The 23,893-nt window shown below is 61.1% G+C and carries 21 protein-coding genes; 4 read left to right on the top strand and 17 right to left on the bottom strand.

Annotation, left to right across the window (positions count from 1 at the left end; translation table 11 throughout):
- Window positions 1-2 precede the first annotated feature (2 nt).
- The 14 genes from lpxB to rpsB form a co-directional block, all read right to left on the bottom strand.
- On the bottom strand, window positions 3-1,187 hold the full coding sequence (lpxB, locus tag VM94_RS19570) for a lipid-A-disaccharide synthase (RefSeq protein ID WP_046685532.1): 1,185 nt from the start codon (window positions 1,185-1,187) through the stop codon (window positions 3-5).
- Window positions 1,171-1,962: an acyl-ACP--UDP-N-acetylglucosamine O-acyltransferase gene (lpxA, locus tag VM94_RS19565; RefSeq protein ID WP_046684970.1), complete on the bottom strand. Its 792-nt coding sequence runs from the start codon at window positions 1,960-1,962 to the stop codon at window positions 1,171-1,173. The genes lpxB and lpxA overlap by 17 nt, the downstream gene beginning before the upstream one ends.
- A 1-nt stretch (window position 1,963) precedes the next feature.
- Window positions 1,964-2,458, bottom strand: coding sequence for a 3-hydroxyacyl-ACP dehydratase FabZ (gene fabZ, locus VM94_RS19560; protein ID WP_046684969.1), 495 nt, complete (start codon window positions 2,456-2,458; stop codon window positions 1,964-1,966).
- Window positions 2,455-3,510: a UDP-3-O-(3-hydroxymyristoyl)glucosamine N-acyltransferase gene (gene lpxD, locus VM94_RS19555; protein WP_046684968.1), complete on the bottom strand. Its 1,056-nt coding sequence runs from the start codon at window positions 3,508-3,510 to the stop codon at window positions 2,455-2,457. The genes fabZ and lpxD overlap by 4 nt, the downstream gene beginning before the upstream one ends.
- Window positions 3,511-3,659: 149 nt before the next feature.
- Window positions 3,660-4,178, bottom strand: a complete 519-nt coding sequence (locus tag VM94_RS19550; RefSeq protein ID WP_046684967.1) for an OmpH family outer membrane protein — start codon at window positions 4,176-4,178, stop codon at window positions 3,660-3,662.
- A 51-nt stretch (window positions 4,179-4,229) separates the two neighbouring features.
- Window positions 4,230-6,566 (bottom strand): outer membrane protein assembly factor BamA, encoded by a 2,337-nt coding sequence (gene bamA, locus VM94_RS19545; protein ID WP_046684966.1) that lies wholly within the window; start codon window positions 6,564-6,566, stop codon window positions 4,230-4,232.
- Window positions 6,567-6,649: 83 nt separating this feature from the next.
- Complete coding sequence (gene rseP, locus VM94_RS19540; protein ID WP_046684965.1) at window positions 6,650-8,011, bottom strand: RIP metalloprotease RseP; 1,362 nt, start codon at window positions 8,009-8,011, stop codon at window positions 6,650-6,652.
- Window positions 8,008-9,192: a 1-deoxy-D-xylulose-5-phosphate reductoisomerase gene (gene ispC, locus VM94_RS19535; RefSeq protein WP_046684964.1), complete on the bottom strand. Its 1,185-nt coding sequence runs from the start codon at window positions 9,190-9,192 to the stop codon at window positions 8,008-8,010. Before ispC ends, rseP begins: the two co-directional genes overlap by 4 nt.
- Before the next feature lie 8 nt (window positions 9,193-9,200).
- On the bottom strand, window positions 9,201-10,034 hold the full coding sequence (locus VM94_RS19530) for a phosphatidate cytidylyltransferase (protein ID WP_046684963.1): 834 nt from the start codon (window positions 10,032-10,034) through the stop codon (window positions 9,201-9,203).
- Window positions 10,034-10,801 (bottom strand): polyprenyl diphosphate synthase, encoded by a 768-nt coding sequence (uppS, locus tag VM94_RS19525; protein ID WP_046684962.1) that lies wholly within the window; start codon window positions 10,799-10,801, stop codon window positions 10,034-10,036. Before uppS ends, VM94_RS19530 begins: the two co-directional genes overlap by 1 nt.
- A 99-nt stretch (window positions 10,802-10,900) precedes the next feature.
- Window positions 10,901-11,461 carry a ribosome recycling factor gene (gene frr, locus VM94_RS19520; RefSeq protein WP_046684961.1) on the bottom strand — a complete coding sequence of 187 codons (561 nt, stop codon included), beginning with the start codon at window positions 11,459-11,461 and terminating at the stop codon, window positions 10,901-10,903.
- Window positions 11,462-11,638: 177 nt separating this feature from the next.
- Window positions 11,639-12,355 (bottom strand): UMP kinase, encoded by a 717-nt coding sequence (gene pyrH, locus VM94_RS19515; protein ID WP_034752258.1) that lies wholly within the window; start codon window positions 12,353-12,355, stop codon window positions 11,639-11,641.
- Between the two features lie 147 nt (window positions 12,356-12,502).
- Window positions 12,503-13,414 (bottom strand): translation elongation factor Ts, encoded by a 912-nt coding sequence (gene tsf, locus VM94_RS19510; RefSeq protein WP_034752260.1) that lies wholly within the window; start codon window positions 13,412-13,414, stop codon window positions 12,503-12,505.
- 158 nt (window positions 13,415-13,572) lie between these two features.
- Window positions 13,573-14,325, bottom strand: coding sequence for a 30S ribosomal protein S2 (gene rpsB / locus VM94_RS19505; RefSeq protein ID WP_010397614.1), 753 nt, complete (start codon window positions 14,323-14,325; stop codon window positions 13,573-13,575).
- A gap of 400 nt (window positions 14,326-14,725) precedes the next feature.
- Here rpsB and map point away from each other — a divergent pair, with 400 nt between their 5' ends.
- The 4 genes from map (at window position 14,726) to VM94_RS19485 (ending at window position 19,854) form a co-directional block, all read left to right on the top strand.
- Window positions 14,726-15,538, top strand: coding sequence for a type I methionyl aminopeptidase (gene map / locus VM94_RS19500; protein WP_046685531.1), 813 nt, complete (start codon window positions 14,726-14,728; stop codon window positions 15,536-15,538).
- A 46-nt stretch (window positions 15,539-15,584) separates the two neighbouring features.
- On the top strand, window positions 15,585-18,152 hold the full coding sequence (locus VM94_RS19495) for a [protein-PII] uridylyltransferase (protein WP_046684960.1): 2,568 nt from the start codon (window positions 15,585-15,587) through the stop codon (window positions 18,150-18,152).
- Between the two features lie 43 nt (window positions 18,153-18,195).
- Window positions 18,196-18,945 (top strand): pseudouridine synthase, encoded by a 750-nt coding sequence (locus VM94_RS19490; RefSeq protein WP_034752263.1) that lies wholly within the window; start codon window positions 18,196-18,198, stop codon window positions 18,943-18,945.
- A 144-nt stretch (window positions 18,946-19,089) separates the two neighbouring features.
- On the top strand, window positions 19,090-19,854 hold the full coding sequence (locus tag VM94_RS19485; RefSeq protein WP_082127806.1) for a flagellar brake protein: 765 nt from the start codon (window positions 19,090-19,092) through the stop codon (window positions 19,852-19,854).
- 177 nt (window positions 19,855-20,031) lie between these two features.
- On the opposite strand, the gene def is transcribed toward VM94_RS19485, so the two are convergent.
- The 3 genes from def to ligA form a co-directional block, all read right to left on the bottom strand.
- Window positions 20,032-20,568, bottom strand: a complete 537-nt coding sequence (gene def / locus VM94_RS19480) for a peptide deformylase (RefSeq protein ID WP_034752265.1) — start codon at window positions 20,566-20,568, stop codon at window positions 20,032-20,034.
- Window positions 20,565-21,458, bottom strand: a complete 894-nt coding sequence (gene galU, locus VM94_RS19475; protein WP_046684959.1) for a UTP--glucose-1-phosphate uridylyltransferase GalU — start codon at window positions 21,456-21,458, stop codon at window positions 20,565-20,567. Before galU ends, def begins: the two co-directional genes overlap by 4 nt.
- Before the next feature lie 71 nt (window positions 21,459-21,529).
- Complete coding sequence (gene ligA, locus VM94_RS19470; RefSeq protein ID WP_046684958.1) at window positions 21,530-23,881, bottom strand: NAD-dependent DNA ligase LigA; 2,352 nt, start codon at window positions 23,879-23,881, stop codon at window positions 21,530-21,532.
- Window positions 23,882-23,893 lie beyond the last annotated feature (12 nt).

The raw sequence follows: 23,893 nt of genomic DNA, 5'->3' as shown, positions 1-23,893 counted from the left end.
GCTTACTTGCGGTTGGCGGCAATGACCTGCATGACGGCATTCGCGCTTTCCTGCGCGCTGTCGCGCAGCAGGCTGTGGTGCATATCCGTGAAGCGCTGCACCAGGCGCAAACGCCCGGGAACGTCGCTCAGCTGCTGCCACATGGCCTCGGCCAGCGCTTCGGGGCTGGCCGCGTTTTGCAGCAGCTCGGGCACCAGGTAGTCGCGCGCCAGAATGTTAGGTAAACCAATCCACGGCTGGTAGCCCATGTGGCGCATGATTTCCCACGAGGCGCGCATCATCTTGTAGGCAATGACCATGGGCTTCTTGTACAGCGCCACTTCCAGCGACGCCGTGCCAGAGGCCACCAGCACCGCATCGGCGGCGCAAATGGCCGTATGCGAGCCACCGTCGGTCAGCAGTATCTCGACGTCCTGCAGGCGCGCTTCCGCAATCAGCTGCAAGAAGTACTGGCGCTGTTTTTCGCCGGCCATGGGCGCGACGAAACGCAAGGAGCGGTCGCGCGCCAGCAGCAACTTGCACGCGCCGACAAAGGCCACCGTATTGTATTTGAGTTCGCCCATGCGGCTGCCCGGCATCAGCGTCACGACATTCGCGTCGTCCGGCAAGCCCAGGGTGCGCCGCGCGGCCGCCTCGTCGGGCTGCAGGGGGATCATTTCAGCCAGCGGATGGCCGACATAGGTAACGGGCACGCCTGCCTTGCGGTAGATCTCTTCCTCGAACGGGAAGATCACCAGCATGTGCGAGACGGCCTTGATGATTTTCTTGATGCGGCCGCCGCGCCAGGCCCAGATCTGCGGCCCGATGTAGTGCACGGTGGGGATGCCGCCTTCCTTGAGCTGCTGTTCCAGTCCCAGGTTAAAACCCGGATAGTCGGCGCCGATGAAGACGGCGGGACGCTCGGCCAGCAGCTGGTCGCGCAGCGCGTTCTGGATGCCCTTGATCTCGCGGTAGCGGGGAATGATCTCGAACAGGCCGCGCACGGTCAGCTTGTCGAGCGGCCAGTCGGACACAAAACCCTGCTTGGCCATGTGCTCGCCACCGATGCCATGGAAGCGCGCGCCGGGCAGCTGCGGCACGAGGCCGGACAGCAGCCGGCTGGCCAGCAGGTCGCCCGACACCTCGCCGGCGACGATGGCGACATTGGCGACCGGCAGGCCGCTGGACTGGTCAGCGGACGATGCCACGCGACGCCACGCCAAGGAATTCGCGCATGGCGCGAATGTGTTCCGCCACCTCGGGCGACGATGCCGCTTCTTCTTCGAACAGGGCAGCCTTGGATTCTTCCAGGGTCAGTCCCGCGCGGTAGATGAGTTTATACGCGGCGCGGATGCCGTTGATCTGCTCGCGCGTAAAGCCGCGGCGTTTCAAGCCTTCGATATTGACGCCGTGGGCTTGTGCCGGGTTGCCGTTCAGGAGCACGAATGGCGGCACGTCCTGCGTCAGGCTGGTGCTCATGCCGACGAAGGCATGCGCGCCGATCTTGCAGAACTGGTGCACATTGGCGAAGCCGCTCATGATGACCCAGTCTCCGATTTCCACGTGGCCCGCCAGCTGGGCATTGTTCGAAAAGATCGTGTTGTTGCCCACCAGGCAGTCGTGCGCCAGGTGCACATACGCCGAGATCCAGTTGTCATTGCCCAGGCGCGTGACGCCGCCACCCTGCACGGTGCCCGTGTTGAAGGTGCAAAATTCGCGGATCGTGTTGCGGTCGCCGATTTCCAGGCGCGTCGCCTCGCCCGCCCATTTTTTATCCTGCGGCTGCGCGCCGATGGAAGAAAACTGGAACAGGTGGTTGTCGCTGCCGATCGTCGTGTGGCCGTCGATGACCACGTGCGGGCCAACCCTGGTGCCGGCACCGATGCGCACGTGCGGACCGATGATGGTGTACGGACCCACCTCGACAGAGCTGTCGAGCTCGGCCTTCGGATCAATGACTGCCGTGGAGTGGATGGCCGCCATGTTACTGCCCCGCTGGCTGGCTCGCAGACTGGCTGGCATCCTGCGCGCTGCGGATGGTGCACATCAGTTCACCTTCCACCGCCAGCTTGCCGTCGACCGTACCGACGGCCTTGTATTTCCAGATGCCGCGCGAGACGCGCAGGATTTCCACATCCATCTTCAGCTGGTCGCCCGGTTCGACAGGACGCTTGAAGCGCGCGTTGTCGATGCCCACAAAGTACACGACCGAGTTCTCGTCCGGTTTCACGCCCATAGACAGGAACGACAGCAGGGCCGCCGTCTGCGCCAGCGCTTCGATCATCAGCACGCCAGGCATGACCGGCTTGTGCGGGAAATGGCCCTGGAAGAACTCTTCGTTGACCGTCACGTTCTTGATGGCGGTGATGGTTTTGTTCGCTTCCCAGTCCAGCACGCGGTCGACCAGCAACAGCGGGTAGCGGTGCGGCAGCAGCGATTTGATGGCGAGGATGTCGAGGGTCTTTTTTTCAGTAGTCATTTTTCGTCTTGCGTGGTCAGTGTTTTAATTGTTTTTTCAAGCGCGCGGATTTTCTCGCGCATGCTTGACAGGTTGCGCACGATGGCGGCGCTCTTTTCCCAGTCGGCGTTCTTGGCCAGCGGATAGAAGCCCGTGTACTGGCCCGGCTCCGCGATCGAACGCGAGACCATGCTGCCCGAGCCCACGTGGACGCGGTCGGCGATGGTCAGGTGGCCCAGCACCATGGCGGCGCCGCCAAAGGTGCAGTATTTGCCGATGATGGCGCTGCCGGCCACGCCAACGCAGCCGGCCATGGCCGTGTGTGCGCCGATATGGCAGTTGTGGCCGATCTGGATCTGGTTATCGAGCTTGACGCCATCTTCGATGATGGTGTCGGCCAGTGCGCCGCGGTCGATGGTGGTGTTGGCGCCGATATCGACATCGTCACCGATCACCACCCTGCCCGTCTGCGGAATCTTGATATACACGCCGCCTTCGTTGGCGAAACCGAAGCCGTCAGTGCCGATCACGGCGCCCGAATGGATGATGCCGCGCTGGCCGATCACGCAGCGCGCGTGGAAGGTCACGTTGGCGAACAGCTGGGTACCGGCGCCGATGACGGCGTCGCGGCCAATCACGCAGCCGGCGCCGATGACGCAGCCGGCGCCGATCACGGCACCCGCTTCGATCACGGCGCGCGGCCCGACCGAGGCAGTGGCGTCGACCTGCGCGCCATCATCGACGGTGGCGCTGGCGTGGATGCCCACGGGCGCCTTGATCTCGGCCAGGGCGGCAAAATACTGCGCCGCGCGCGCGAAATACACATAGGGATTCGGGGTGACGATGCGCGCGCCGGCGTAGTCGGCGCCGATCAGCGCGTCGTCGGCCGGCGTGAGTATCAGCGCGCAAGCACCGCTCTGGGCCGCCTGTGCGCGAAATTTGCTATTGCTGAGAAAGCTGATGTGCGAAGCGCCGGCGTCGGCCAGCGGTGCGATACCTGAAACTTCCAGGTTCGGATCGCCCGCCAACTGTCCGCCGAAGCGTTCGACCAATTCACCTAGTCGAGTGCCCATCGATATACCCTTATAAAAACGCCTGACTATGCCTACTGCGCGGCGCGATTTGCGGTCTCCGATGCTCACTGTGCTCCAGCACAGCTCCGCTTCTCAACCACAACTCACATCCGCTCGCTACGGCACTGCCAGGCTTGAAACCGTTTCGATTACTTGTCCAGCGCCTTCAGAACCTTGTCGGTAATGTCGATGCGCGGGCTGGCCCACAGGGCTTCCTGCAGCACGATGTCATATCCTTCGATATGCGCCATCTGCTGGATGATGGTGTTGGCTTTTTCCGCGATGGCGCTGCGCTCTTCGTTCGTGCGCTGGCTCAGGTCTTCGCGGAACTCGCGCTGGCGGCGCTGCAATTCCTTGTCCAGCTCGAAAAACTCGCGCTGGCGCTTGGCACGCTCCGCCTCGCTCAGGGTCGGCATGTCCTTTTCCAGGGCTTCATTGGCCACCTTGAAGCGGGCCGCCAGTTCCTGCACGGCTTTTTCGCGCGAGCGGAACTCTTCGGCCAGCTTGGCGCTGGCCAGCTTGGCCAGCCTCGATTCGTTATAAATACGTTCGCTGCTGATCCAGGCGATCTTCGACTCCTGAGCCTGCGCCTGCACCGGCAACAGCGAACTCCAGCACAATGCGATCACGGCAAGGGTCTTGGGCAGGGTAGCGGATGCGGTGTTCATGATACTCCATGGTCAAAAGGTAAAAGCTGTCGCCCCGGTTCAGATGGCCGGTTAGAAACCGGTGCCCATCTGGAACTGGAAGCGCTCCAGGCGGTCCGTCGGCTTGGCGTTCAGCGGCTTGGCGTAGCTCAGCTTGAGCGGGCCCACCGGCGAAATCCAGCTGATGCCCAAGCCAGCAGAATAGCGCAATTGCGAAATCCGCATTTTTTCGCCTTCCTGGTAGACCTGGCCGCCGTCAAGGAAACCGAACCAGCGCAAGCTGCGGTCATTGCCCGAACCGGGGAATGGCATCTGCAGTTCCGCGTTACCGATCAGGCGCGAAGCGCCGCCCAGTGCATCGTTGGTGCTCGGTTCGACCGCGCCCAGAGAAGAACTCAGGTAGCCGCGCACCGAACCGATACCGCCGCCGTAGAAGTTCTTGAAGACCGGATACACGTGCTTGCCGATGCCGTGGCCGTAGTCGATCTCGCCCTTCAGCGCCAGGGTGACCTTGCTGAACAGCGGACGGAAATACTGGTGCTCATAAATGGCACGGAAGTATTTCTGGTCGCCGATCAGGTCAGCCTCCAGGTTGACGCGCTGGTAGCGGCCGATCGATGGCGTCAGGGCGCTGTCGCGGCTGTCGCGCTGCCATGCCGCCGTCAGCGGGATGGAATTCGTCGTGGCCGAACCGATACCGTCGGACGGGCCGCCATTGTCGATCACGTACTGCTTGAAGCGGATCGGGCTGGTGATGTCGGTTTCGATGCGCGAACGCTCGGCGCCGATGCCGAAGAAGACGGTGTCGACTTCCGAGAACGGCACGCCGAAACTGACGCGGCCACCGGTCTGCTTGATCTTGTAGCTGCCGATGTTCAGCGCCGGCGGTTCCGTCGTACGCAGGTAGACTTCAAAGCTGCGCGAAATGCCATCGTCCGTGTAGTACGGATTGGTCTGCGAAAACGCGATGGTGCGGCTGTAATGGCTGGTATTGAGTTCGATGCCGACCGTGTTGCCGCTACCGGCGAAGTTGGCTTGCGAAATCGATGCCGACAGGGTGAACTTCTCCGATTGCGAGAAAGCGCCGCCGATCAGGAAGTTACCGGTTGGTTTTTCCACCACCGTGACGTTGACGTCAACCTGGTCGGTCGTGCCCTGCGCTTCCGGCGTGTCGATGGTCACGTCCTTGAAGTAACCAAGGCGGTCGACACGGTCGCGCGACAGCTTGATCTTGTTGCTGTCGTACCAGGACGATTCGAACTGGCGGAATTCGCGGCGAATGACTTCATCGCGCGTAGTGGTGTTGCCGGCGATATTCATGTGGCGCACGTACACGCGCTTGCCCGGATCGATGAAGAAGGTGAAACCGACTTCATGCTTTTCGCGGTTGATTTCCGGATTGGCGTTGACGTTGGCAAACGCATAGCCGAACGTGGCCAGGCGATCCTGGATACGCTTGTTCGTCGCCGTCAGGCGCGCGCCCGAGTAGATTTCGCCTTCGCGCATCAGGTTCAGCGCTTTGAGCTCTTCTTCGCGGCCGAACATCTCGCCTTCGAACTTGGTGCCGGCGATCTTGTACTTTTCACCTTCGGTGATGTTGATCGTCAGGTAGATATCTTTTTTATCGGGCGTGATCGACACTTGCGTCGAGTCGACCTGCATCTCGATATAGCCGCGGTCCAGGTAGTAGGACTTGAGCGACTCGATGTCGCCCGTCAGCTTGGTCTTCGAATACTGGTCGGCCTTGGTGTACCAGCTGAACCAGCCGCCCGTGTTCAGGGCCAGCTGATCGCGCAGTTCCTTGTCCGTGAAAGCCTTGTTGCCGACGATGTTGATCTGCTTGATGCGGGCCACGTCGCCCTCGTCGACGGCGAACACCACGTTGACGCGGTTGCGCTCGATCGGCGTGACGGTGGTGGTGATCTTCACGCCGTACAGGCCATGCGACAGGTACTGGCGCTTGAGTTCCTGTTCCGCGCGGTCGACGGACGCCTTGTCGAAAATCTTGGCTTCGCCGACGCCGATTTCCTTCAGCGCCTTGACCAGCACGTCCTTTTCAAATTCCTTGGTGCCCGTGAATTCCACGGTCGCGATGGCCGGACGTTCCTCGACCAGCACCACCAGCACGTCGCCATCGGCTTCCAGGCGCACATCCTTGAACATGCCCGTCGCATACAGGGCCTTGATGGCGGCAACGCTCTTCTCGTCGGAGAACGTTTCGCCGACCCGCACCGGCAGGTAGGCAAACACGGTGCCCGCTTCAGTACGCTGGATCCCTTCGACCCGGATGTCCTTGACAGTAAATGGCTGGACGGCCAGCGCGTGGCCGGAACAAATGGCCATGACGGCGGCGCCGATCAGGCTGCGGCGAAAGGAAGGCAAGGCAAAACGAGCAGAATGTAATTTCATTGGGGTTATTCAATGGGTAAATCAATGGACAACATACACAAAAGATTGCTTGTGCGACTCACGCAATGGCATCAACCACCGCCCTAATTCAGCAATCGCAACACGTCATTAAAGACGGCAAGCACCATCAAGGTCAGCAACAAACCGATCCCCAGGCGCTGGGCAATCTCGCCTACGCGCTCCGGCAAGGGGCGTCCGGTCAAAACTTCCAGCGAATAATACAGCAAATGCCCGCCATCCAGAACAGGAATGGGTAGCAAATTCATCACGCCCAGACTGATACTGATGAAGGCAATGAAGCTCAGGTAGCTTACCAGGCCGATGCGCGCCGTCTGGCCCGCGTAATCGGCAATGGTAATGGGCCCCGTCACATTCTTCAGCGACACCTGGCCGGTGATCATTTTACCCAGCATTTTCAGGCTCATGACACTGGTATCCCAGACCTTGGCGGACGCCTTGCCCACAGCAGAGAACGGTCCCGATGCCACGGTGATCATATCCGGCACCTGTCCCAGCTTCGCCTGTATCTTACCAACTGTTACAGCTCCCTCCGCCCCGGCGCCCGGCATGGCGTCCGGCGTAATGGGCAAGGTCAGGTCCTGGCCCTGGCGCAAGAGTTGCAATTGCAAGGTCCGGCCCGGCGCCTGGCTCAGGGTGGCGATGACGGCCGCCACGTCGTGCACGGGCTGTTCGTCGATGGCGAGAATCTGGTCGTTTTTCTGCAGGCCGGCGCGCGCGGCGGCGCCATCGGGCATGATTTCCATCAGGGTGGGCGCGGAACGGGCCAGTGTCAGGCCCAGCTTGCCCAGCACGTCGCCTTCCAGGTCCGCCTCCGTCAGGCTGGCCGTCGGCAAGGTCGCTTCCTGCTGGCCACGGTCGGGACGGCGCACTTCGATGCGCGCCGGCTGCTTGTCGAGGGTGGCCTGGATCAGTTCCCAGCGCAGCTCGGACCAGCTGGCCACGGGCTTGCCATTGACGGTTTCCACCGTATCGCCGCTGCGCAAGCCGGCCGTGTATGCCGGCGTCTGCTCGGCCACGGGGCCGAGTTTACTCGAGGGCTCTTCGATGCCATGCATGAACAGGCCCGCGTACAGCACGATGGCGACGAGAAAATTGGCCAGCGGGCCGGCGGCCACGATAGCGATGCGGCGCCACACGCTCTGGCGCGTGAATTCGCGGCGCAATTCGCTTTCCGGCAAGTCGCTGAGGTCTTGCGCACGGCTGTCGAGCATGCTGACATAGCCGCCCAGCGGCAGTGCGGAAATCGCCCATTCCGTCTGATCCTTGCCAAACTTGCGCGAATACACCACTTTTCCCATGCCGATCGAGAAACGCAGCACCTTCACGCCGCACCAGCGCGCCACCAGATAGTGGCCCAGCTCGTGCAAGGTAATCAGTGAACCGAGCGCGACGATAAAGGCCAGCAAGGTGGTGATGAGCGTCATGCAGCCAGCCTTTGGGCGATATACGCTTGCGCGGCCGCTCTGGCCACGCGGTCCTGCTCCAGCACGGCCTCGATGCTCGAAGCGGCGCCGTGCGGCACCGTGTCGATCACGTGCGCGATAACCCGGTCGATCTGGCGGAAGCCGATCCGTTCGTCAAGGAACGCTTGCACGGCCACTTCATTGGCCGCGTTGAGCAAAGCCGGCGCCGTGCCGCCCGCGCGCAAGGCGTCAAACGCCAGCGCCAGGCAGGGGAAACGGCGGAAATCGGGACGTTCGAACTGCAGGGTGGCCACTTGGGCCAGATCCAGCTGCGCCACGCCCGAAGCGATGCGCTGCGGATACGCCAGCGCATGGGCGATCGGCGTGCGCATATCCGGATTGCCCAGCTGGGCCAGCACGGAACCGTCGATGTACGAGACCATCGAATGGATCACGCTTTGCGGGTGGATCAGCACTTCGATCTGGTCGGCCGGCGCGCCGAACAGCCAGTGCGCCTCGATCACTTCCAGACCCTTGTTCATCATGGTGGCCGAATCGACTGAAATCTTGCGTCCCATGGCCCAGGTCGGATGCTTGCACGCCTGGTCCGGCGTGACCGTGTCGAGCGTCTCGACATCGCGCGTGAGGAAGGGGCCGCCTGACGCGGTCAGCACGATCTTTGCCACGCCAGCAGCGCCAGGCGCGCGGCCATGGGCGTGCGGCATGCATTGGAAGATGGCGTTGTGTTCGCTGTCGATCGGCAGCAGCACGGCGCCGTTGTCATGCACGGCATCGATGAACAACTGGCCGGACATGACCAGCGCTTCCTTATTGGCCAGCAATACCTTCTTGCCGGCACGCGCCGCCGCCAGGGTGGGCGCCAGGCCGGCCGCGCCGACGATGGCCGCCATCACGCCCGTCACTTGCGGCGCGCTGGCGATGGCGCACAGGGCGTCCACGCCGTGCTCGACTTGCGTATCGACGCCCTGTCCGCGCAGCAAGCGCGTCAGTTCAAGGGCGGCGTCCGCCGTGCCGACGACGGCGCGCTGGGGACGGAACTGCAGGCACTGGGCGGCCAGTTCGGCTACGCGGCTGTGCGCGCTCAGCGCATACACGCTGTATTGCTCGGGATGACGCGCGAGCACGTCCAGGGTGGACACGCCGATCGAGCCGGTCGCGCCAAGGATGGTGATGTATTGCATGAGTTTCCTTAAAGCCAGCTGGCCACGAGGGCGGCAAATGGCAGGACCGGGATCAACGCGTCGATACGGTCGAGTACGCCGCCATGGCCAGGCAGCAGATTGCTGCTGTCCTTGATGCCGGCGCGGCGCTTCAATTGGGATTCGAACAGGTCGCCGACGATGCTGGCGGCGACGACCAGCAGCAGCACCAGCAAGGCCACGAGCCAGCCGCGGCGCAATTGCAGCTGCACGGCGAAGGTGTCTTGCAGCACCGGCAGCGATGGCGCGGCCACGATGGTGATGGCGGCGATGACGAGCACGGCGATGCCGCCGCCAATGGCGCCTTCCCAGGATTTACCTGGGGAAATGCTTGGCGCCAGCTTGCGCTTGCCGAAAGCCTTGCCCGAGAAATAGGCGCCGATATCGGCGATCCACACGAGGGCCATGACGGACAGCAAGTACAAGGGGCTATGCAGGAACAAGGCGATGATGGCAACAAAACAGCCGACGATGGTCACCGGGTACACGAGGCTGAGCAAGGTATTGCCCAAGCCTTCGGTGGGCGGCAAGCCCGTTGCCAGCGAGGGCACGAAGCGGATCAGCCAGATGGCCACGCACAGGGCGAACCAGAAATTGAGCTGCGCCATGCCGTTACCGACAAAGAATGTATACGCGAAGGCGGCAGTCCAGACGGCGGCAATCACGAGCGCATGGCGATTTTTGAAGATGCGGAAGCTTTCCCAGACGGCGGCGCCGAAGAACGCCGTGGCGATCACGGCGAAGGCGGGGAAATAATTCAGATACAGAACCGGCAGCAAGACCGCCAGAAGGACCAGGGCGGTGATTATCCGTGTTTTCAGCATCAGTTTGTCTTTTCAGTTAATTGCGCGCTGGTACGGCCAAAGCGCCGTTCGCGCTGCTGGTAAGACGCGATTGCCGCGTCGAGGCACTCGTCATTGAAGTCGGGCCAGAAAGTCTCGGTGAAAAACAACTCAGTGTACGCCAGTTGCCACAGGAGGAAATTGGAAATGCGCTGCTCGCCGCCCGTGCGGATGAACAGGTCGGGCTCGGGCGCGTACGCCATGGCCAGGTGCGGCGCCAGTTGCTCTTCCGTGTAAGCGTGCCCGGCAGGCTGGCCATTGGCGGCAGCCTCGGCCGTCATTTTGTTGACTGCCTGCATGATGTCCCAGCGGCCGCCATAGTTGGCGCAGATGGACACCGTCAGGCGCGTGTTGTTCGCCGTCTTGCGCTCCGCATTGGCGATCAGGGTCTGCAGCTCGCCATTGAAGCGCGACAGGTCGCCCACCACCTTCAGGCGGATGTCGCTGGCATGCATCTTGACCACTTCGCGTTCCAGCATCGTGACGAACAGGCGCATCAGCAGCGACACCTCTTCTTCCGGGCGGCGCCAGTTTTCCGAACTGAAGGCAAACAAGGTCAGGTATTCGACACCGCGCTCGAGGCAGGTCTCGACGACACGGCGCACGGTATCGGCGCCCTTGACGTGACCAGCCACGCGCGGCAGAAAGCGCTTGGTTGCCCAGCGGCCATTGCCATCCATAATGATTGCCACATGGCGCGGCACCGTGCCCACCTCAGGTACTGCCGTTGTCGAACTCGAATAGATCATGAAAACACGAATACCAAAAATAAAAGATAACTATTATGCTCCAAATAGCACTGCCCGGAAAAGCCATGCTTTCCCGGGCAGCGTCAAAAGGACTGAAAACTAGACCGTCAGCACTTCTTTTTCTTTGTCGACAACCATCTTGTCGATGTCGGCAATAAACTTGTCCGTCAGCTTCTGCACTTCTTCCGACGAGCGGCGCTCATCGTCCTCGGAGCAGGCTTTTTCCTTGACCAGTTTCTTCAGCGACTCGTTCGCATCGCGGCGAATGTTACGCACGGCAATCTTCGCGTCTTCCGCTTCGCTCTTGACCAGCTTGACCATTTCCTTGCGGCGCTCTTCCGTCAGCGGCGGCGTCGGCACACGGATCATGTCGCCCTGTGCCGATGGATTCAGGCCCAGGTCGGCGTCGCGGATGGCTTTTTCGACGGTGGTGGCCATCTTTTTTTCGTATGGCTGCACACCGATGGTGCGCGCGTCGATCAGGGTCACGTTGGCGACCTGGGTCAGCGCCGTCGGCGAACCGTAGTAATCGACCATCACGTGGTCCAGGATACCCGTATGGGCGCGGCCGGTACGCACTTTGGCCAGATCGGCCTTCAGTGTTTCCAGCGACTTCGTCATGCGTTCCTGGGTGTTCTTTTTAACGTCAGCTAAGGACATTACTGTACTCCTGTAGTGACGCCTGTCAAAACCTGCTGCGCGTCGGCATAGGCGGCCTGCGATGCTCACCGTACCTCGGTACGGTTGCGCTTCTCGGCCACCTCTCCCTTCCGCTCGCGACGGTTTTGTCAGGCGCTGTTAATGATAATAAATCTTGAAATGACTACCAATACTAATTTAGACGTGAACCAGCGTGCCTTCATCTTCGCCCATGATGACGCGCATCAGCGCGCCTGGCTTGGTGATCGAAAACACTTTGATTGGCAGTTTCTGGTCGCGGCACAGGGCGAATGCGGTGGCGTCCATCACTTGCAGGTGCTTGGCGATGGCGTCGTCGAACGTAATCGTGTGGAACAGGGTGGCATTCGGATCCTTCTTCGGATCGGCCGTGTAGACGCCGTCGACCTTGGTGGCCTTCAGGACGATCTCGGCGCTGATCTCGGAACCGCGCAGGGCGGCTGCCGTGTCGGTGGTGAAGAACGGATTGCCGGTACCGGCGGCGAAGACGACCACTTTACCTTCTTCCAGGTATTGCAGGGCTTTCGGACGGACGTACGGCTCGACCACTTGTTCGATGCCGATGGCCGACATGACGCGCGCAGTAATGCCGACGTGGCGCATGGCATCGGCCAGTGCCAGTGCGTTCATCACGGTAGCGAGCATGCCCATGTAGTCGGCGGTGGCACGGTCCATGCCTTGCGCGCCAGGCGCGACGCCGCGGAAGATATTGCCGCCGCCAATCACGATTGCCAGTTCCACACCCAACTTCGCCACCTCGGCCACATCGGCCACCATGCGCTCGATCGTGGCGCGATTGATGCCGTAGGGATCATCGCCCATCAGGGCTTCGCCGGACAACTTGAGGAGGACGCGCTTGTAGGCTGGTTTTGACATGAGCTGGGGCTCCATAAATGAGGTTATTCGAGTATGACATGGCGCAGCGCCTTGCAGCGCCGGATAGGCGCGCGGTGCTGCCCATGCCGCCGCCCGGCACGACAGGTGCGGGCGGGCCAAAAAAACGGGCCTCTCGGCCCGCTTTACTTACGCTCCCTGGGAGGCAGCCATCTGTGCTGCGACTTCTGCTGCGAAGTCGTCTTGCTTCTTCTCGATGCCCTCGCCCACTACGTACATGGCGAAACCTTTGACGCTGGTGTTAGCCGCCTTCAGCATTTGCTCAACCGACAGCTTGTCGTTTTTCACGAAAGCCTGGTTCAGCAGGGACACTTCTTTCAGGAACTTCTGTACGGAACCTTCCAGGCGCTTGGCCAGGATTTCCGGCGATTGCGCTGGCTTGCCTTCGGCGGCCGCTTTGGCTGCGTCTTCTTCGGCTTTCAGTTGTGCAACCGAACGCTCTTTTTCGATCAGTTCCGCTGGAACTTCGTTCGACGACAGCGACACTGGCTTCATGGCAGCGATGTGCATTGCCACGTCTTTGCCCACTTGCTCATCGGCGCCGTCGAATTCGACGATCACGCCAATGCGCGAACCGTGCAGGTACGAAGCCAGCTTGGCGCTGGTTTCGAAACGCTGGAAGCGGCGGATGGTCATGTTTTCGCCGATTTTGCCGATCAGGGCAGCGCGCACGTCTTCCAGGGTCTTGCCGTCGAGTGGCAGGGCCAGCAGGGCAGCGACGTCAGCCGGGTTGTGTTCCGCTACCAGACGGGCAGCGTTGTTGGCCAGCGCCAGGAAATCGTCGTTTTTCGCAACGAAGTCGGTTTCCGAGTTCACTTCGACCAGGGCGCCTACGCCGTTGGCGATGTAAGTTGCCACGACGCCTTCAGCGGTGATGCGTGCCGATGCTTTCGATGCCTTGCCGCCCAGTTTGACGCGCAGGATCTCTTCCGCACGCGCCATGTCGCCTTCGGCTTCGGTCAGTGCTTTTTTGCATTCCATCATTGGTGCGTCGGTTTTGCCGCGCAATTCGCCTACCATCGCTGCTGTAATCGCTGCCATGTGTTTCTCCTGATTCGGTGAGTCGATAGTCGCGGCCGGGCATGCATGCCTCGCCAGCGGTCACTATCGTTTTTTTGTTAAAAAAAAGGGGGAGCTGCTGCCACCCCTTTTCCCTTACTGCTGTGCTTACAAACGGCTATCTTGCGATAGCCTGGCCATTAAGCCTGTTCGTTAACTTCGACGAATTCGTCGCCAGCGGCTGCTTTAACCATTTCAACAACTTCGTTACCGGCAGCTGCACGGCCTTCGATGATTGCATCAGCAACACCGCGAGCGTACAACATGATGGCTTTCGAGGAGTCATCGTTACCTGGGATCACGAAGTTCACGCCTTCTGGGGAGTGGTTGGTATCGACAACGCCGATGACCGGGATACCCAGTTTAGCTGCTTCGGTGATCGCACCTTTGTGGTAGCCGACGTCGACGACGAAGATTGCGTCAGGAATGCCGCCCATGTCCTTGATGCCGCCGATCGATTTTTGCAGCTTGATCATTTCGCGGGAGAACATCAGCGCTTCTTTTTTCGACAGCTTCTCGATCGAACCGTCTTCGATCATCACTTCCATGTCTTTCAGACGCTTGATCGAGGTTTTGATCGTTTTGAAGTTGGTCAGCATGCCGCCCAACCAACGCTGATCAACGAAAGGCACGCCAGCGCGTTGTGCTTCAGCAGCGATGATTTCGCGAGCTTGACGCTTGGTGCCAACCATCAGGATGGTGCCACGGTTTGCAGCCAGTTGACGCACGTGCTTCATTGCATCCTGGTACATCGCCATGGTTTTTTCCAGGTTGATGATGTGGATCTTGTTGCGATGGCCGAAGATGAACGGTGCCATTTTTGGATTCCAAAAACGGGTTTGGTGACCAAAGTGGACACCGGCTTCCAGCATTTCGCGCATTGTTACGGACATTATTAACTCCAGGGTTGGGTCTGGAATCCGATCAGTCACCATACAGGCACCCTTGTCGACCGGATTCGCGTGTTTATATAAATTAAAGACACTGTTTTACTGCATTGCCTAAAAGAGAATTCAAGCAACCCGGGATTCTACACTGAAATGCCTGCCGCATCAAGTCCACGCTGCAAATCGCGCGCCCTGCGGAAACACCCAGCGCACCACGGTGGTGCAAGGTGTGGCCGCGTGGCCTTTTCATCCGTTTTCTCCCCACAAATCCCCTTGCGGCCATAGGAAGGAGGCGGCGGATTCAGGGCGCCTCGTTTATAATTTCGACATATTTGCAGACTTTTTCCCATATAACAGGAATCGTCTGTGCTTTTCACCTGAATTCTTGCAGATTGCGAATCACACCATGTCCACCATCCGTATCAATACCGCCGCCGACATCGAAGGCATGCGCGTTGCCGGCAAGCTCGGCGCCGAAGTACTCGACTATATCACTCCCTTCGTCAAGGTCGGCGTCACGACGGGCGAGCTGGACCGCCTGTGCCATGAATACATGGTCAACGTGCAGGGCGCCATCCCTGCCCCGCTGAACTACTGCCCGCCCGGCTACACGCCTTACCCGAAAGCCATCTGCACCTCCGTCAACGACGTCATCTGCCATGGCATTCCTGGCGACAAGGTCCTGAAAAGCGGCGACTCCGTCAACCTCGACATCACCGTCATCAAGGACGGCTACCACGGCGACAACAGCCGTATGTTCCTCGTCGGCACGCCGACCATCCTGGCCAAGCGCCTGTCGGAAATCACCTATGAATGCATGTGGCTGGGCATAGACCAGATCAAGCCGGGCGCCCACCTGGGCGATATCGGCCACGCCATCCAGCAGCACGCCGAGAAGGCAGGCTACAGCGTGGTGCGCGAATTCTGCGGCCACGGCATCGGCAAGGTCTTCCATGAAGAACCGCAGGTATTACATTACGGCAAACCAGGCACCCTGGAACGCCTGGAAGCGGGCATGATTTTTACCGTGGAACCGATGATCAACTCGGGCCGCCGCGAAATCCGCGAAATGAACGATGGCTGGACCATCAAAACCAAGGACCGCAGCCTGTCGGCGCAATGGGAGCACACGGTGCTGGTCACGGAAACGGGCTATGAAGTGCTGACCGTTTCGCCCGGCATGCCGCCACCACCGGCCTTTATCACCAGCAAAGCCTGATCCATACTGCCAGACCCCACCCGACCCACCGCCACCCAGGGCCCAGATGAAAAAGCAAGTTCGGGAACAGCTGAAACAGCAACTGAAAGCCGACCGCCAGGTCGTCATTGCGGCCTTCCAGGCCGACGGCAAGCCTGAAAAACTGCTGCGCAGCCTGCGCCACAGCGTCGATGGCGTGCTGGCGCGCGCCTGGCAGGAAGCGGGCTTGCCGCCAGGCACGGCTCTGGTGGGCGTGGGCGGCTATGGCCGCGGCGAACTGTTTCCGTATTCCGACGTCGACCTGCTGATCCTGCTGCAACAGGCGCCGGACGCCGCCACGCAGGAAAAGCTCGAGGAACTGGTGCAACTGCTGTGGGACCTGGGCCTGGAAATCGGCCACAGCATTCGCACGGTCGATGAATGCATGGTCGAATCGAAAGCCGACATCACCGTGCAAACGAGCTTGCTCGAAGCGCGCCTCGTGTGCGGCAACGCGGACCTGTTCGCGCAATTGCAGCAGCGCTATGACGCGGCCATGGACCCGCAGGCCTTCTTCCAGGCAAAAACGGCGGAAATGCGCCAGCGCCATGCCAAATACGAAGACACGGCCTTCAGCCTGGAACCGAATTGCAAGGAAAGCCCGGGCGGCCTGCGCGACCTGCAGGTCATCCTGTGGGTGGCCAAGGCGGCCGGCCTGGCCAACTCGTGGCGCACCCTGGCCACGGGCGGCCTGATCACCTTGACGGAAGCGCGCCAGCTGATGGAAAAGGAGCGCGCCTTCAAGGATATCCGCGTGCGCCTGCACCTGCACGCGGGCCGGCGCGAAGACCGCCTCGTGTTCGACGTGCAGACGGCGATCGCCGAATCGCTGGGCCTGCAAGCGACGGGCAGCGGGCCGCACATGCGCCGCGCCAGCGAATTCCTCATGCAGCGCTACTACTGGGCCGCCAAGACGGTGACCCAGCTCAACACGATTTTGCTGCAAAACATCGAGGCACGGCTGTTTCCGCAAGACGACATGGCCGTGCCCATCAACGAGCGCTTCAATGAAGTCAACAGCCTGATCGACATCAGCGCCGACGACACGTTCGAGCAATACCCGTCGGCCATGCTGGAAATCTTTGTCCTGATGACGGAGCGCCCGGCCCTGAAGGGCATGACGTCGCGCGCCACGCGGGCCCTGTGGCATGCGCGCTTCAAGATCGACTCCGCCTTCCGCCAGGACCCCGTCAACCGCGCCCTCTTCCTGCGCATCATGCAGGCGCCGGTCGGCATCATCCACGCGCTGCGGCGCATGAACGAGATGAGCATCCTGGGGCGCTACCTGCCGAATTTCCGCCGCATCGTGGGCCAGATGCAGCACGACCTGTTCCACGTGTACACGGTCGACCAGCACATTTTGATGGTGGTGCGCAACATGCGCCGCTTCACGATGAGCGAACACGCGCATGAATACCCGTTCTGCAGCCAGCTGATGGCTGATTTCTCGCAGTCGTGGTTGCTGTACGTGGCGGCCCTGTTCCACGACATCGCCAAGGGCCGCGGCGGCGACCACTCGAAGCTGGGCGTGGCCGACGCCACCCAGTTCTGCCAGGACCACGGCCTGTCGCAAGAAGACACGGAACTGGTGGCATTCCTTGTGGAAAATCATCTGACCATGTCGCAAGTGGCGCAAAAGCAGGATCTGTCCGACCCTGACGTCGTCCAGGCGTTTGCGAAGGTGGTCAAGGACGAGCGCCATCTGACGGGCTTGTACCTGCTGACGGTGGCCGACATCCGCGGCACCAGCCCGAAAGTGTGGAATGCCTGGAAGGGCAAGCTGCTGGAAGACTTGTACAAGATCACCCTGCGCGTGCTGGGCGGCGAGCCGCACACGGCCGACCGCGAGCTGAAAAACCGCCAGCAGGAAGCGCTGGCCACCCTACGCCTGTACGGCTTGCCGCCGGACGCCCACCTGAAACTGTGGCAACAGCTGGACGTCGCGTACTTCCTGCGCCACGACGCGTCCGACATCGCCTGGCAGACGCGTTCGCTTTATGACAAGCTCGACAGCAAGTTGCCGGTGGTAAAATGCCGGCTGGCGCCCATCGGCGAAGGCTTGCAGGTGGCCGTGTACATTCCCGACCAGCCCGACCTGTTCGCGCGCATCTGCAGCTATTTCGACCGCAAGAATTTCAGCATCCTCGACGCGAAGATCCACACGACGAAAAACGGCTATGCGCTCGACACCTTCCTAGTCACCGAGCAGAACTTCGCCAAGAGCTACCGCGACATCATCAGCCTGATCGAGCATGAACTGGGCGAGCTGCTGCAGTCGCAGACGCCGCTGCCGCCGCCGGGCAAGGGACGGCTGTCGCGCCTGTCGCGCACCTTCCCCTTCCAGCCGACGGTCGACTTGCGGCCTGACGAACGGGGCCAGTATTACCTGCTGTCGGTGGCGGCCAACGACCGCACGGGCCTGCTGTATGCGATCGCCAACGTGCTGACCAAGTACCGCATCAACTTGCACACGGCCAAGATCATGACCCTGGGCGAGCGGGTCGAAGACGTTTTCCTCATCGACGGTCCCGCGCTCAACAATGCCCGCAACCAGATATTGCTGGAAACCGATTTACTCGATGCGCTGAAGGTGTGATGACCTCCTGTGCAACGCCTACCCTTACTGAAACTGAAACAACATGACCGAAGAATTATTACGCTTGTCCAAACGCATGTCCGAACTGGGCCTGTGCTCGCGCCGCGAAGCCGATGAATGGATCGCCCGCGGCTGGGTCCGCGTGGATGGCAAGGTGGTGTCCGAGTTGGGCAGCAAGGTCTACCCGAGCCAAAGAGTCACCGTGGAACGCCAGGCGGCGGCCGAGCAATCGAAGCGCGTTACCGTGCTGATCAACAAACCGGTCGGCTACGTCAGCGGCCAGGCCGAAGACGGCTACACGCCCGCCGTGGCCCTGATCAAGGCGGAAAACCGCTGGGCGGAAGACCGCAGCCCGGAACAGTTCCACCCGACCCAGCTGCGCAGCCTGGTCGCCGCCGGCCGCCTGGACATCGACTCCGTCGGCTTGCTGGTCCTGACCCAGGACGGGCGCGTGGCCAAGCAGCTGATCGGCCACGATACCGATATCGACAAGGAATACCTGGTGCGCGTGAGCTACACCAAGGGCGGCACCCTGCCCGACAGCGAGCTGAAAAAGCTCAACCACGGCCTGTGGCTCGACGGCAAGCCGTTGCTGCCGGCCAAGGTGCGCTGGCAAAACGAAGACCAGCTGAGCTTTACCCTGCGCGAAGGTAAGAAACGCCAGATCCGCCGCATGTGCGAAGCCGTCGGCCTGAAAGTGCTGGGCTTGAAACGCGTGCGCATCGGCAAGGTCAAGCTGGGCGATTTGCCGACGGGCCAATGGCGTTACTTGAGCGCAGACGAACAGTTTTAAGCGGCGACGTCAAGGTGGCCTGTCAGGCCAGGCCACATAAGCAACAGGAATATAGTGATATAAAAACAATTATTGTGATTTAATTAGTAAATATTGCTTTAAACCTATACACTATTCCCATTAGAACAAAAGAGATACGCTGTCGTGAACGATCCCATCCCCAATCCCCTGCGCAAGGGCGCGCCCAGCCTGGCCGACGTGGCCGAGCCGATGGCACCCGGCACCAAGCCGCACCACATGAGCGATCCGTGGGATATCGGCGAAACCCTGTGCAGCCTGGCTGACAACGGCGACGCCATTTCCATCTACCCGACGGGCGGAGAAGACGTCATCCTGGGGCGCATCCTGTCCGTCGACGATGACTTGCCGCAATTCGTGCTGGAACTCAATGAAGGCGCGACCCTGCCGCCTGGTGGCGCCACGTTCGTATCATGGGTGCAAAGCGCCAAACTGCAATTCACCATCAATGGCGAATGGCAAGCGTATCCCGACCGTCCGAACGTCTACCTGACGAACTTCCCCAGTCATTGCCTGGTGCTGGAACGGCGCGAATCGACGCGCCTGGAAACCCCGCTGGGCGTGTACTACCTGGCCGCCTTCGTGCTCGAAGGTCGTCCGTATGAATTGCAGCTGTATGATTTCTCGGCCGGCGGCATCGGCATGCGCGCCCATCCGCGCGATACGGTCGGCCTGTACGTGGGCCGCAAGCTGTCGCGCGTGCGCCTGGAACTGGGACCGAACAAGGTCATGATCGCCGACCTGGAAATCCGCCTGTCGCGCACCTTCCGCTCCTTCCTGCTGGGCGAACAGGTGCAGATCGGCTGCCGCTTCCTGAATCTGACGGACGCCATGCAGGATGAACTAAAAACCTTGCTCGATAACCTGGGCAGCAGCCGCAAGGTGCGCTAGGTTTGCTTCGCATATAAAAATGGCCGCCCAGCTGATCGCTGCGCGGCCATTTTTTATTTGATAGTGACAGCCACGAGGCGCCTGAAAAACGCTCAGGGCAAGGCGCATTGCCGAAGACAGTACGAATAGTACGGCGAGGCAATGCAACGCCGCCATGGGCGTTTTCTCAGGCGCCGATCAATCGTCGTCGTTCGGATCCAGGTCCGGAAACATGACCTCGGTATAACCGAACTGCGTAAAGTCGACGATACGCATCGGATACAGAATGCCGTGCAGGTGATCCACTTCATGCTGCACCACGCGGGCATGGAAGCCGTCGCAGTCGCGGCTGATGGGCTGGCCGAACTGGTCCACGCCTTCGTAGTGCAGCTCGCTCCAGCGCGGCACGCTGCCGCGCAAGCCGGGCACGGACAGGCAACCCTCAAAACCCTCTTCCTTGCGCTCCGACAAAGGCGTCAGCACCGGATTGATCAAGACGGTTTCCGGCACTTGCGGCGCGTCGGGATAACGCAGATTCTGCTTGAAGCCGTAGATCACCAGTTGCAGGTTGACGCCGATCTGCGGCGCCGCCAGACCCGCGCCGTTGGCCGCGTGCATGGTGTCGAACATGTCGGCGATCAAGGCGTGCAGTTCGGGCGTATCGAACTCACGCACGGGCTCGGCCATCCGCAACAGGCGCGGATCACCCATCTTCAGAATCTCGCGTACTGTCATTTTTCTTCTACTGCCGATTGCAGTTCTTGCAGATAGGTGCGGAAGGCCGCACCCGTTTCCGGATGTTTCATGCCCATTGCCGTCGTGGCCTTCAGATAGCCCAACTTGGAGCCGCAATCATAACGCTGCCCCTGATAGCGGTAAGCCAGCACGCGCTCTTCGCGCATCAGGGCGGCGATGCCGTCCGTCAACTGGATTTCGCCACCGGCGCCCGTGCCGATATTTTCCAGGTGATTAAAGACACGGCTGGTCAGCACATAGCGGCCCACCACGGCCAAGGTCGATGGCGCTTCTTCGGGCGCAGGCTTTTCCACGATGGCCGAGACCAGTTCCAGGTCGGGCTGATAATTCTTTGCCGATACGATACCGTACTGCTTGGTTTCCGCGCGCGGTACGTCCTGCACCGCCAGCAGCGAGCAATTTTCATACTGGAAGACATCGGTCATCTGCGCCAGCACGGGGCGCACACCCTCTTCCACGTCCATGAAGTCGTCGGCCAGCAAGACGGCAAACGGCTCGTCGCCGATCACGGGACGGGCGCACAGCACGGCATGCCCCAGGCCCAGCGGCGCCGACTGGCGTATGTAAATGCAATTGATGTGCTTGGGAATGACGTTTTGCACCATCTCGAGCAACTGGCGCTTGCCGGCCGCTTCCAGTTCCGACTCGAGCTCATAGGCGGTATCGAAATGGTCTTCGATGGCGCGCTTGTTGCGGCCCGTGATGAAGATCATTTCCGTAATACCTGCCGCCACGGCTTCTTCCACCGCGTATTGGATCAATGGCTTGTCAACGATGGGCAACATTTCCTTCGGTTGCGCCTTGGTCGCAGGCAAGAAACGGCTGCCCAGGCCGGCGACGGGAAAGACTGCTTTTCTAATTTTTTTCATAGATCTTCTGCAAGTAAAATGTTGAGATTCGATATTATTCAGGTGCAAATGGATCGGATTAATCGATCAACTTATTGCTGAGCCAGCAATACTAGCAGACCAGCCTCGTCAAGCAAAGTCACACCCAGTTCCTGGGCCTTGGCCAGTTTGCTGCCAGCGTCGGCGCCGGCCACGACATAATTTGTTTTCTTCGACACGGAACCGCTGACCTTGCCGCCGGCCGCCTCGATCAGCTCCGCGGCTTCGTCACGGCTCATGTTGGGCAAAGTACCCGTCAGGACAAAGGTCTTGCCGTCCAGCTTGCCGCCAGCGGCTGGCATTTCAGGCAATTGTGACAGTAATTCATTTCTCAGGGCGTCCAGTTGAACCAGCAGCTTGACATGGTTTTCATCGGCCAGCCATTGCGCCAGCGACTCGGCCACGGCGGCCGGCAAACCCGCGTGGAAACTGGCGCCTTGCGCGGCCAGGCTGGCCAGGGTCACGCCCCGCTCCACCAATTGCTTGCTGCGCGGCTCCGTCAGCTTCGGAATGCCGATGGCCGCCAACAATTTGGTTTCCTCGAGCTGCGTGCGCAGCTTGGCGCTGGGCGCATGTTCACCCTGTGGCGTCACGCCAGCGTCCAGCAATGCCTGCAGCGCCTGCTGGTTCTTTTCTTCGGCAAAGAAATCGGCAATCGATTCCGCCACCGTGCCGCCGATGTCGGGCAGCACGCGCAGCAAGGCCGCTGGCGCTTTCCGCACATACGCCAGGCTGCCCAGCCACTCGGCCAGGGTCTTGGCCGTCGATTCGCCCACGTGGCGGATGCCCAGCGCGAACAGGAAACGCTCAAGCGGTGGGCGCTTGCTCGCCTCGATACCTGCCAGCAGGTTTTCCGCCCACTTGGTGGGAATCTTGCCTTGTTGCACGGTTTCTGGCGTCGAACCGTCGCGCTCGTCGGCGCGCAGCTTCATTTCCAGCAGTTTATCGAGGGTCAGGCTGTACAGGTCGGCCAAGCCGTGCACGTATTCCAGTTCGACCAGGGTATCGATATAACGTTCCCCCAGGCCTTCAATATCCATCATCCGGCGGCCCGCGAAGTGGCGAAACGCTTCCTTGCGCTGCGCCGAACAGAACAGGCCGCCCGAGCAGCGGGCAATCGCCTCGCCCTCTTCACGCACCACGTGCGAACCGCACACGGGACACGCTTCGAGCATCTTGAACGGCAGCGGCGCCGGCGCCAAGCGTTTTTCCAGCACCACGCTCAGCACTTCGGGAATCACGTCGCCGGCGCGGCGCACGACGACGGTATCGCCCACGCGCACATCCTTGCGCAGCACTTCGTCTTCATTGTGCAAGGTGGCGTTGGTCACCGTCACGCCACCCACGGACACGGGCGCCAGGCGCGCCACGGGCGTCATGGCGCCCGTGCGGCCCACCTGGATATCGATGCCCAGCACCTGCGTCAGCGCCTCTTCGGCTGGAAATTTATGTGCAAGAGCAAAACGCGGCGCGCGCGACACAAAACCCAGCTCCTGCTGGTCTTCCGTCGCGTTCACCTTGTAGACGACGCCGTCGATTTCATACGGCAAGGCGGGGCGGCGCGCGCCGATATCGGCATAGTAGGCCAGCAAGCCCTGCGCGCCCAGCACCACCTTGCGCTCTTTGGACACGGGGATGCCCAAGGTTTCGTACCAGTCCAGCAAGGCCGAGTGCGAGGCCGGCATGGCGGCGCCATCCAGGGCGCCGATGCCGTAGGCATAGAAACGCAGCTTGCGCTGCGCCGTGATGCGCGAATCGAGCTGGCGCAAGCTGCCGGCCGCCGCATTGCGCGGGTTGGCGAATTCCTTCTGCCCCGCTTCGCGCTGGCGTTCGTTCAGGCGGGCAAAATCGCCCTTGAACATCATCACTTCGCCGCGCACGTCGAGCAGCGCCGGAATCTTGTCGCCATGCAGGCGCAAAGGGATGCCGGAAATGGTGCGGATATTCGCCGTCACGTCCTCGCCCGTGGCGCCGTCGCCGCGCGTGGCCGCCTGCACGAACAGGCCGTTTTCATAGCGCAGGTTGATGGCCAGGCCGTCGAATTTCACTTCGGCCGCGTACGCGACGTCCTGCGCATCGAGGCCCAGGCCTTCGCGCACGCGGCGGTCGAAATTGACGATATCGTCGTCGGAGAAACCATTATTCAGCGACAACATCGGCACCGTATGCGTGACTTGCTCGAATTGCGGCAAGGGCGCCGCGCCCACGCGCAAGGTGGGCGAATCGGGCGTGCGCAAGTCGGGATGGGTCGCTTCCAGCACCTGCAGTTCGACAAACAGCTTGTCGTACTCGGCGTCGGGGATCGTGGGGTTGTCGAGCACGTGGTAGGCGTGCAGGTGCCGATTAAGTTCGGCGGTGAGATCCAGGACGCGCTGGGCGGCGTCCTGGTTGATCGGATCAGTCATTGTTGCGGGATT

Origin of the sequence: Janthinobacterium sp. KBS0711 (genome assembly GCF_000988085.1) — a bacterium.
GTDB lineage: Bacteria > Pseudomonadota > Gammaproteobacteria > Burkholderiales > Burkholderiaceae_D > Janthinobacterium > Janthinobacterium lividum_E.
The sequence above is the reverse complement of the archived record's forward strand: the minus strand, read 5'-3'. Positions and strand labels throughout refer to the sequence as shown.

Excerpts from the sequence above, each read along its gene's own strand:
- lpxA (WP_046684970.1), bottom strand. The coding sequence starts at position 1,962 with ATGGCGGCCATCCACTCCACGGCAGTCATTGATCCGAAGGCCGAGCTC.
- fabZ (WP_046684969.1), bottom strand. The coding sequence starts at position 2,458 with ATGACTACTGAAAAAAAGACCCTCGACATCCTCGCCATCAAATCGCTG.
- lpxD (WP_046684968.1), bottom strand. The coding sequence starts at position 3,510 with ATGGGCACTCGACTAGGTGAATTGGTCGAACGCTTCGGCGGACAGTTG.
- VM94_RS19550 (WP_046684967.1), bottom strand. The coding sequence starts at position 4,178 with ATGAACACCGCATCCGCTACCCTGCCCAAGACCCTTGCCGTGATCGCA.
- bamA (WP_046684966.1), bottom strand. The coding sequence starts at position 6,566 with ATGAAATTACATTCTGCTCGTTTTGCCTTGCCTTCCTTTCGCCGCAGC.
- rseP (WP_046684965.1), bottom strand. The coding sequence starts at position 8,011 with ATGACGCTCATCACCACCTTGCTGGCCTTTATCGTCGCGCTCGGTTCA.
- ispC (WP_046684964.1), bottom strand. The coding sequence starts at position 9,192 with ATGCAATACATCACCATCCTTGGCGCGACCGGCTCGATCGGCGTGTCC.
- VM94_RS19530 (WP_046684963.1), bottom strand. The coding sequence starts at position 10,034 with ATGCTGAAAACACGGATAATCACCGCCCTGGTCCTTCTGGCGGTCTTG.
- uppS (WP_046684962.1), bottom strand. The coding sequence starts at position 10,801 with ATGATCTATTCGAGTTCGACAACGGCAGTACCTGAGGTGGGCACGGTG.
- frr (WP_046684961.1), bottom strand. The coding sequence starts at position 11,461 with ATGTCCTTAGCTGACGTTAAAAAGAACACCCAGGAACGCATGACGAAG.
- pyrH (WP_034752258.1), bottom strand. The coding sequence starts at position 12,355 with ATGTCAAAACCAGCCTACAAGCGCGTCCTCCTCAAGTTGTCCGGCGAA.
- tsf (WP_034752260.1), bottom strand. The coding sequence starts at position 13,414 with ATGGCAGCGATTACAGCAGCGATGGTAGGCGAATTGCGCGGCAAAACC.
- rpsB (WP_010397614.1), bottom strand. The coding sequence starts at position 14,325 with ATGTCCGTAACAATGCGCGAAATGCTGGAAGCCGGTGTCCACTTTGGT.
- map (WP_046685531.1), top strand. The coding sequence starts at position 14,726 with ATGTCCACCATCCGTATCAATACCGCCGCCGACATCGAAGGCATGCGC.
- VM94_RS19495 (WP_046684960.1), top strand. The coding sequence starts at position 15,585 with ATGAAAAAGCAAGTTCGGGAACAGCTGAAACAGCAACTGAAAGCCGAC.
- VM94_RS19490 (WP_034752263.1), top strand. The coding sequence starts at position 18,196 with ATGACCGAAGAATTATTACGCTTGTCCAAACGCATGTCCGAACTGGGC.
- def (WP_034752265.1), bottom strand. The coding sequence starts at position 20,568 with ATGACAGTACGCGAGATTCTGAAGATGGGTGATCCGCGCCTGTTGCGG.
- galU (WP_046684959.1), bottom strand. The coding sequence starts at position 21,458 with ATGAAAAAAATTAGAAAAGCAGTCTTTCCCGTCGCCGGCCTGGGCAGC.
- ligA (WP_046684958.1), bottom strand. The coding sequence starts at position 23,881 with ATGACTGATCCGATCAACCAGGACGCCGCCCAGCGCGTCCTGGATCTC.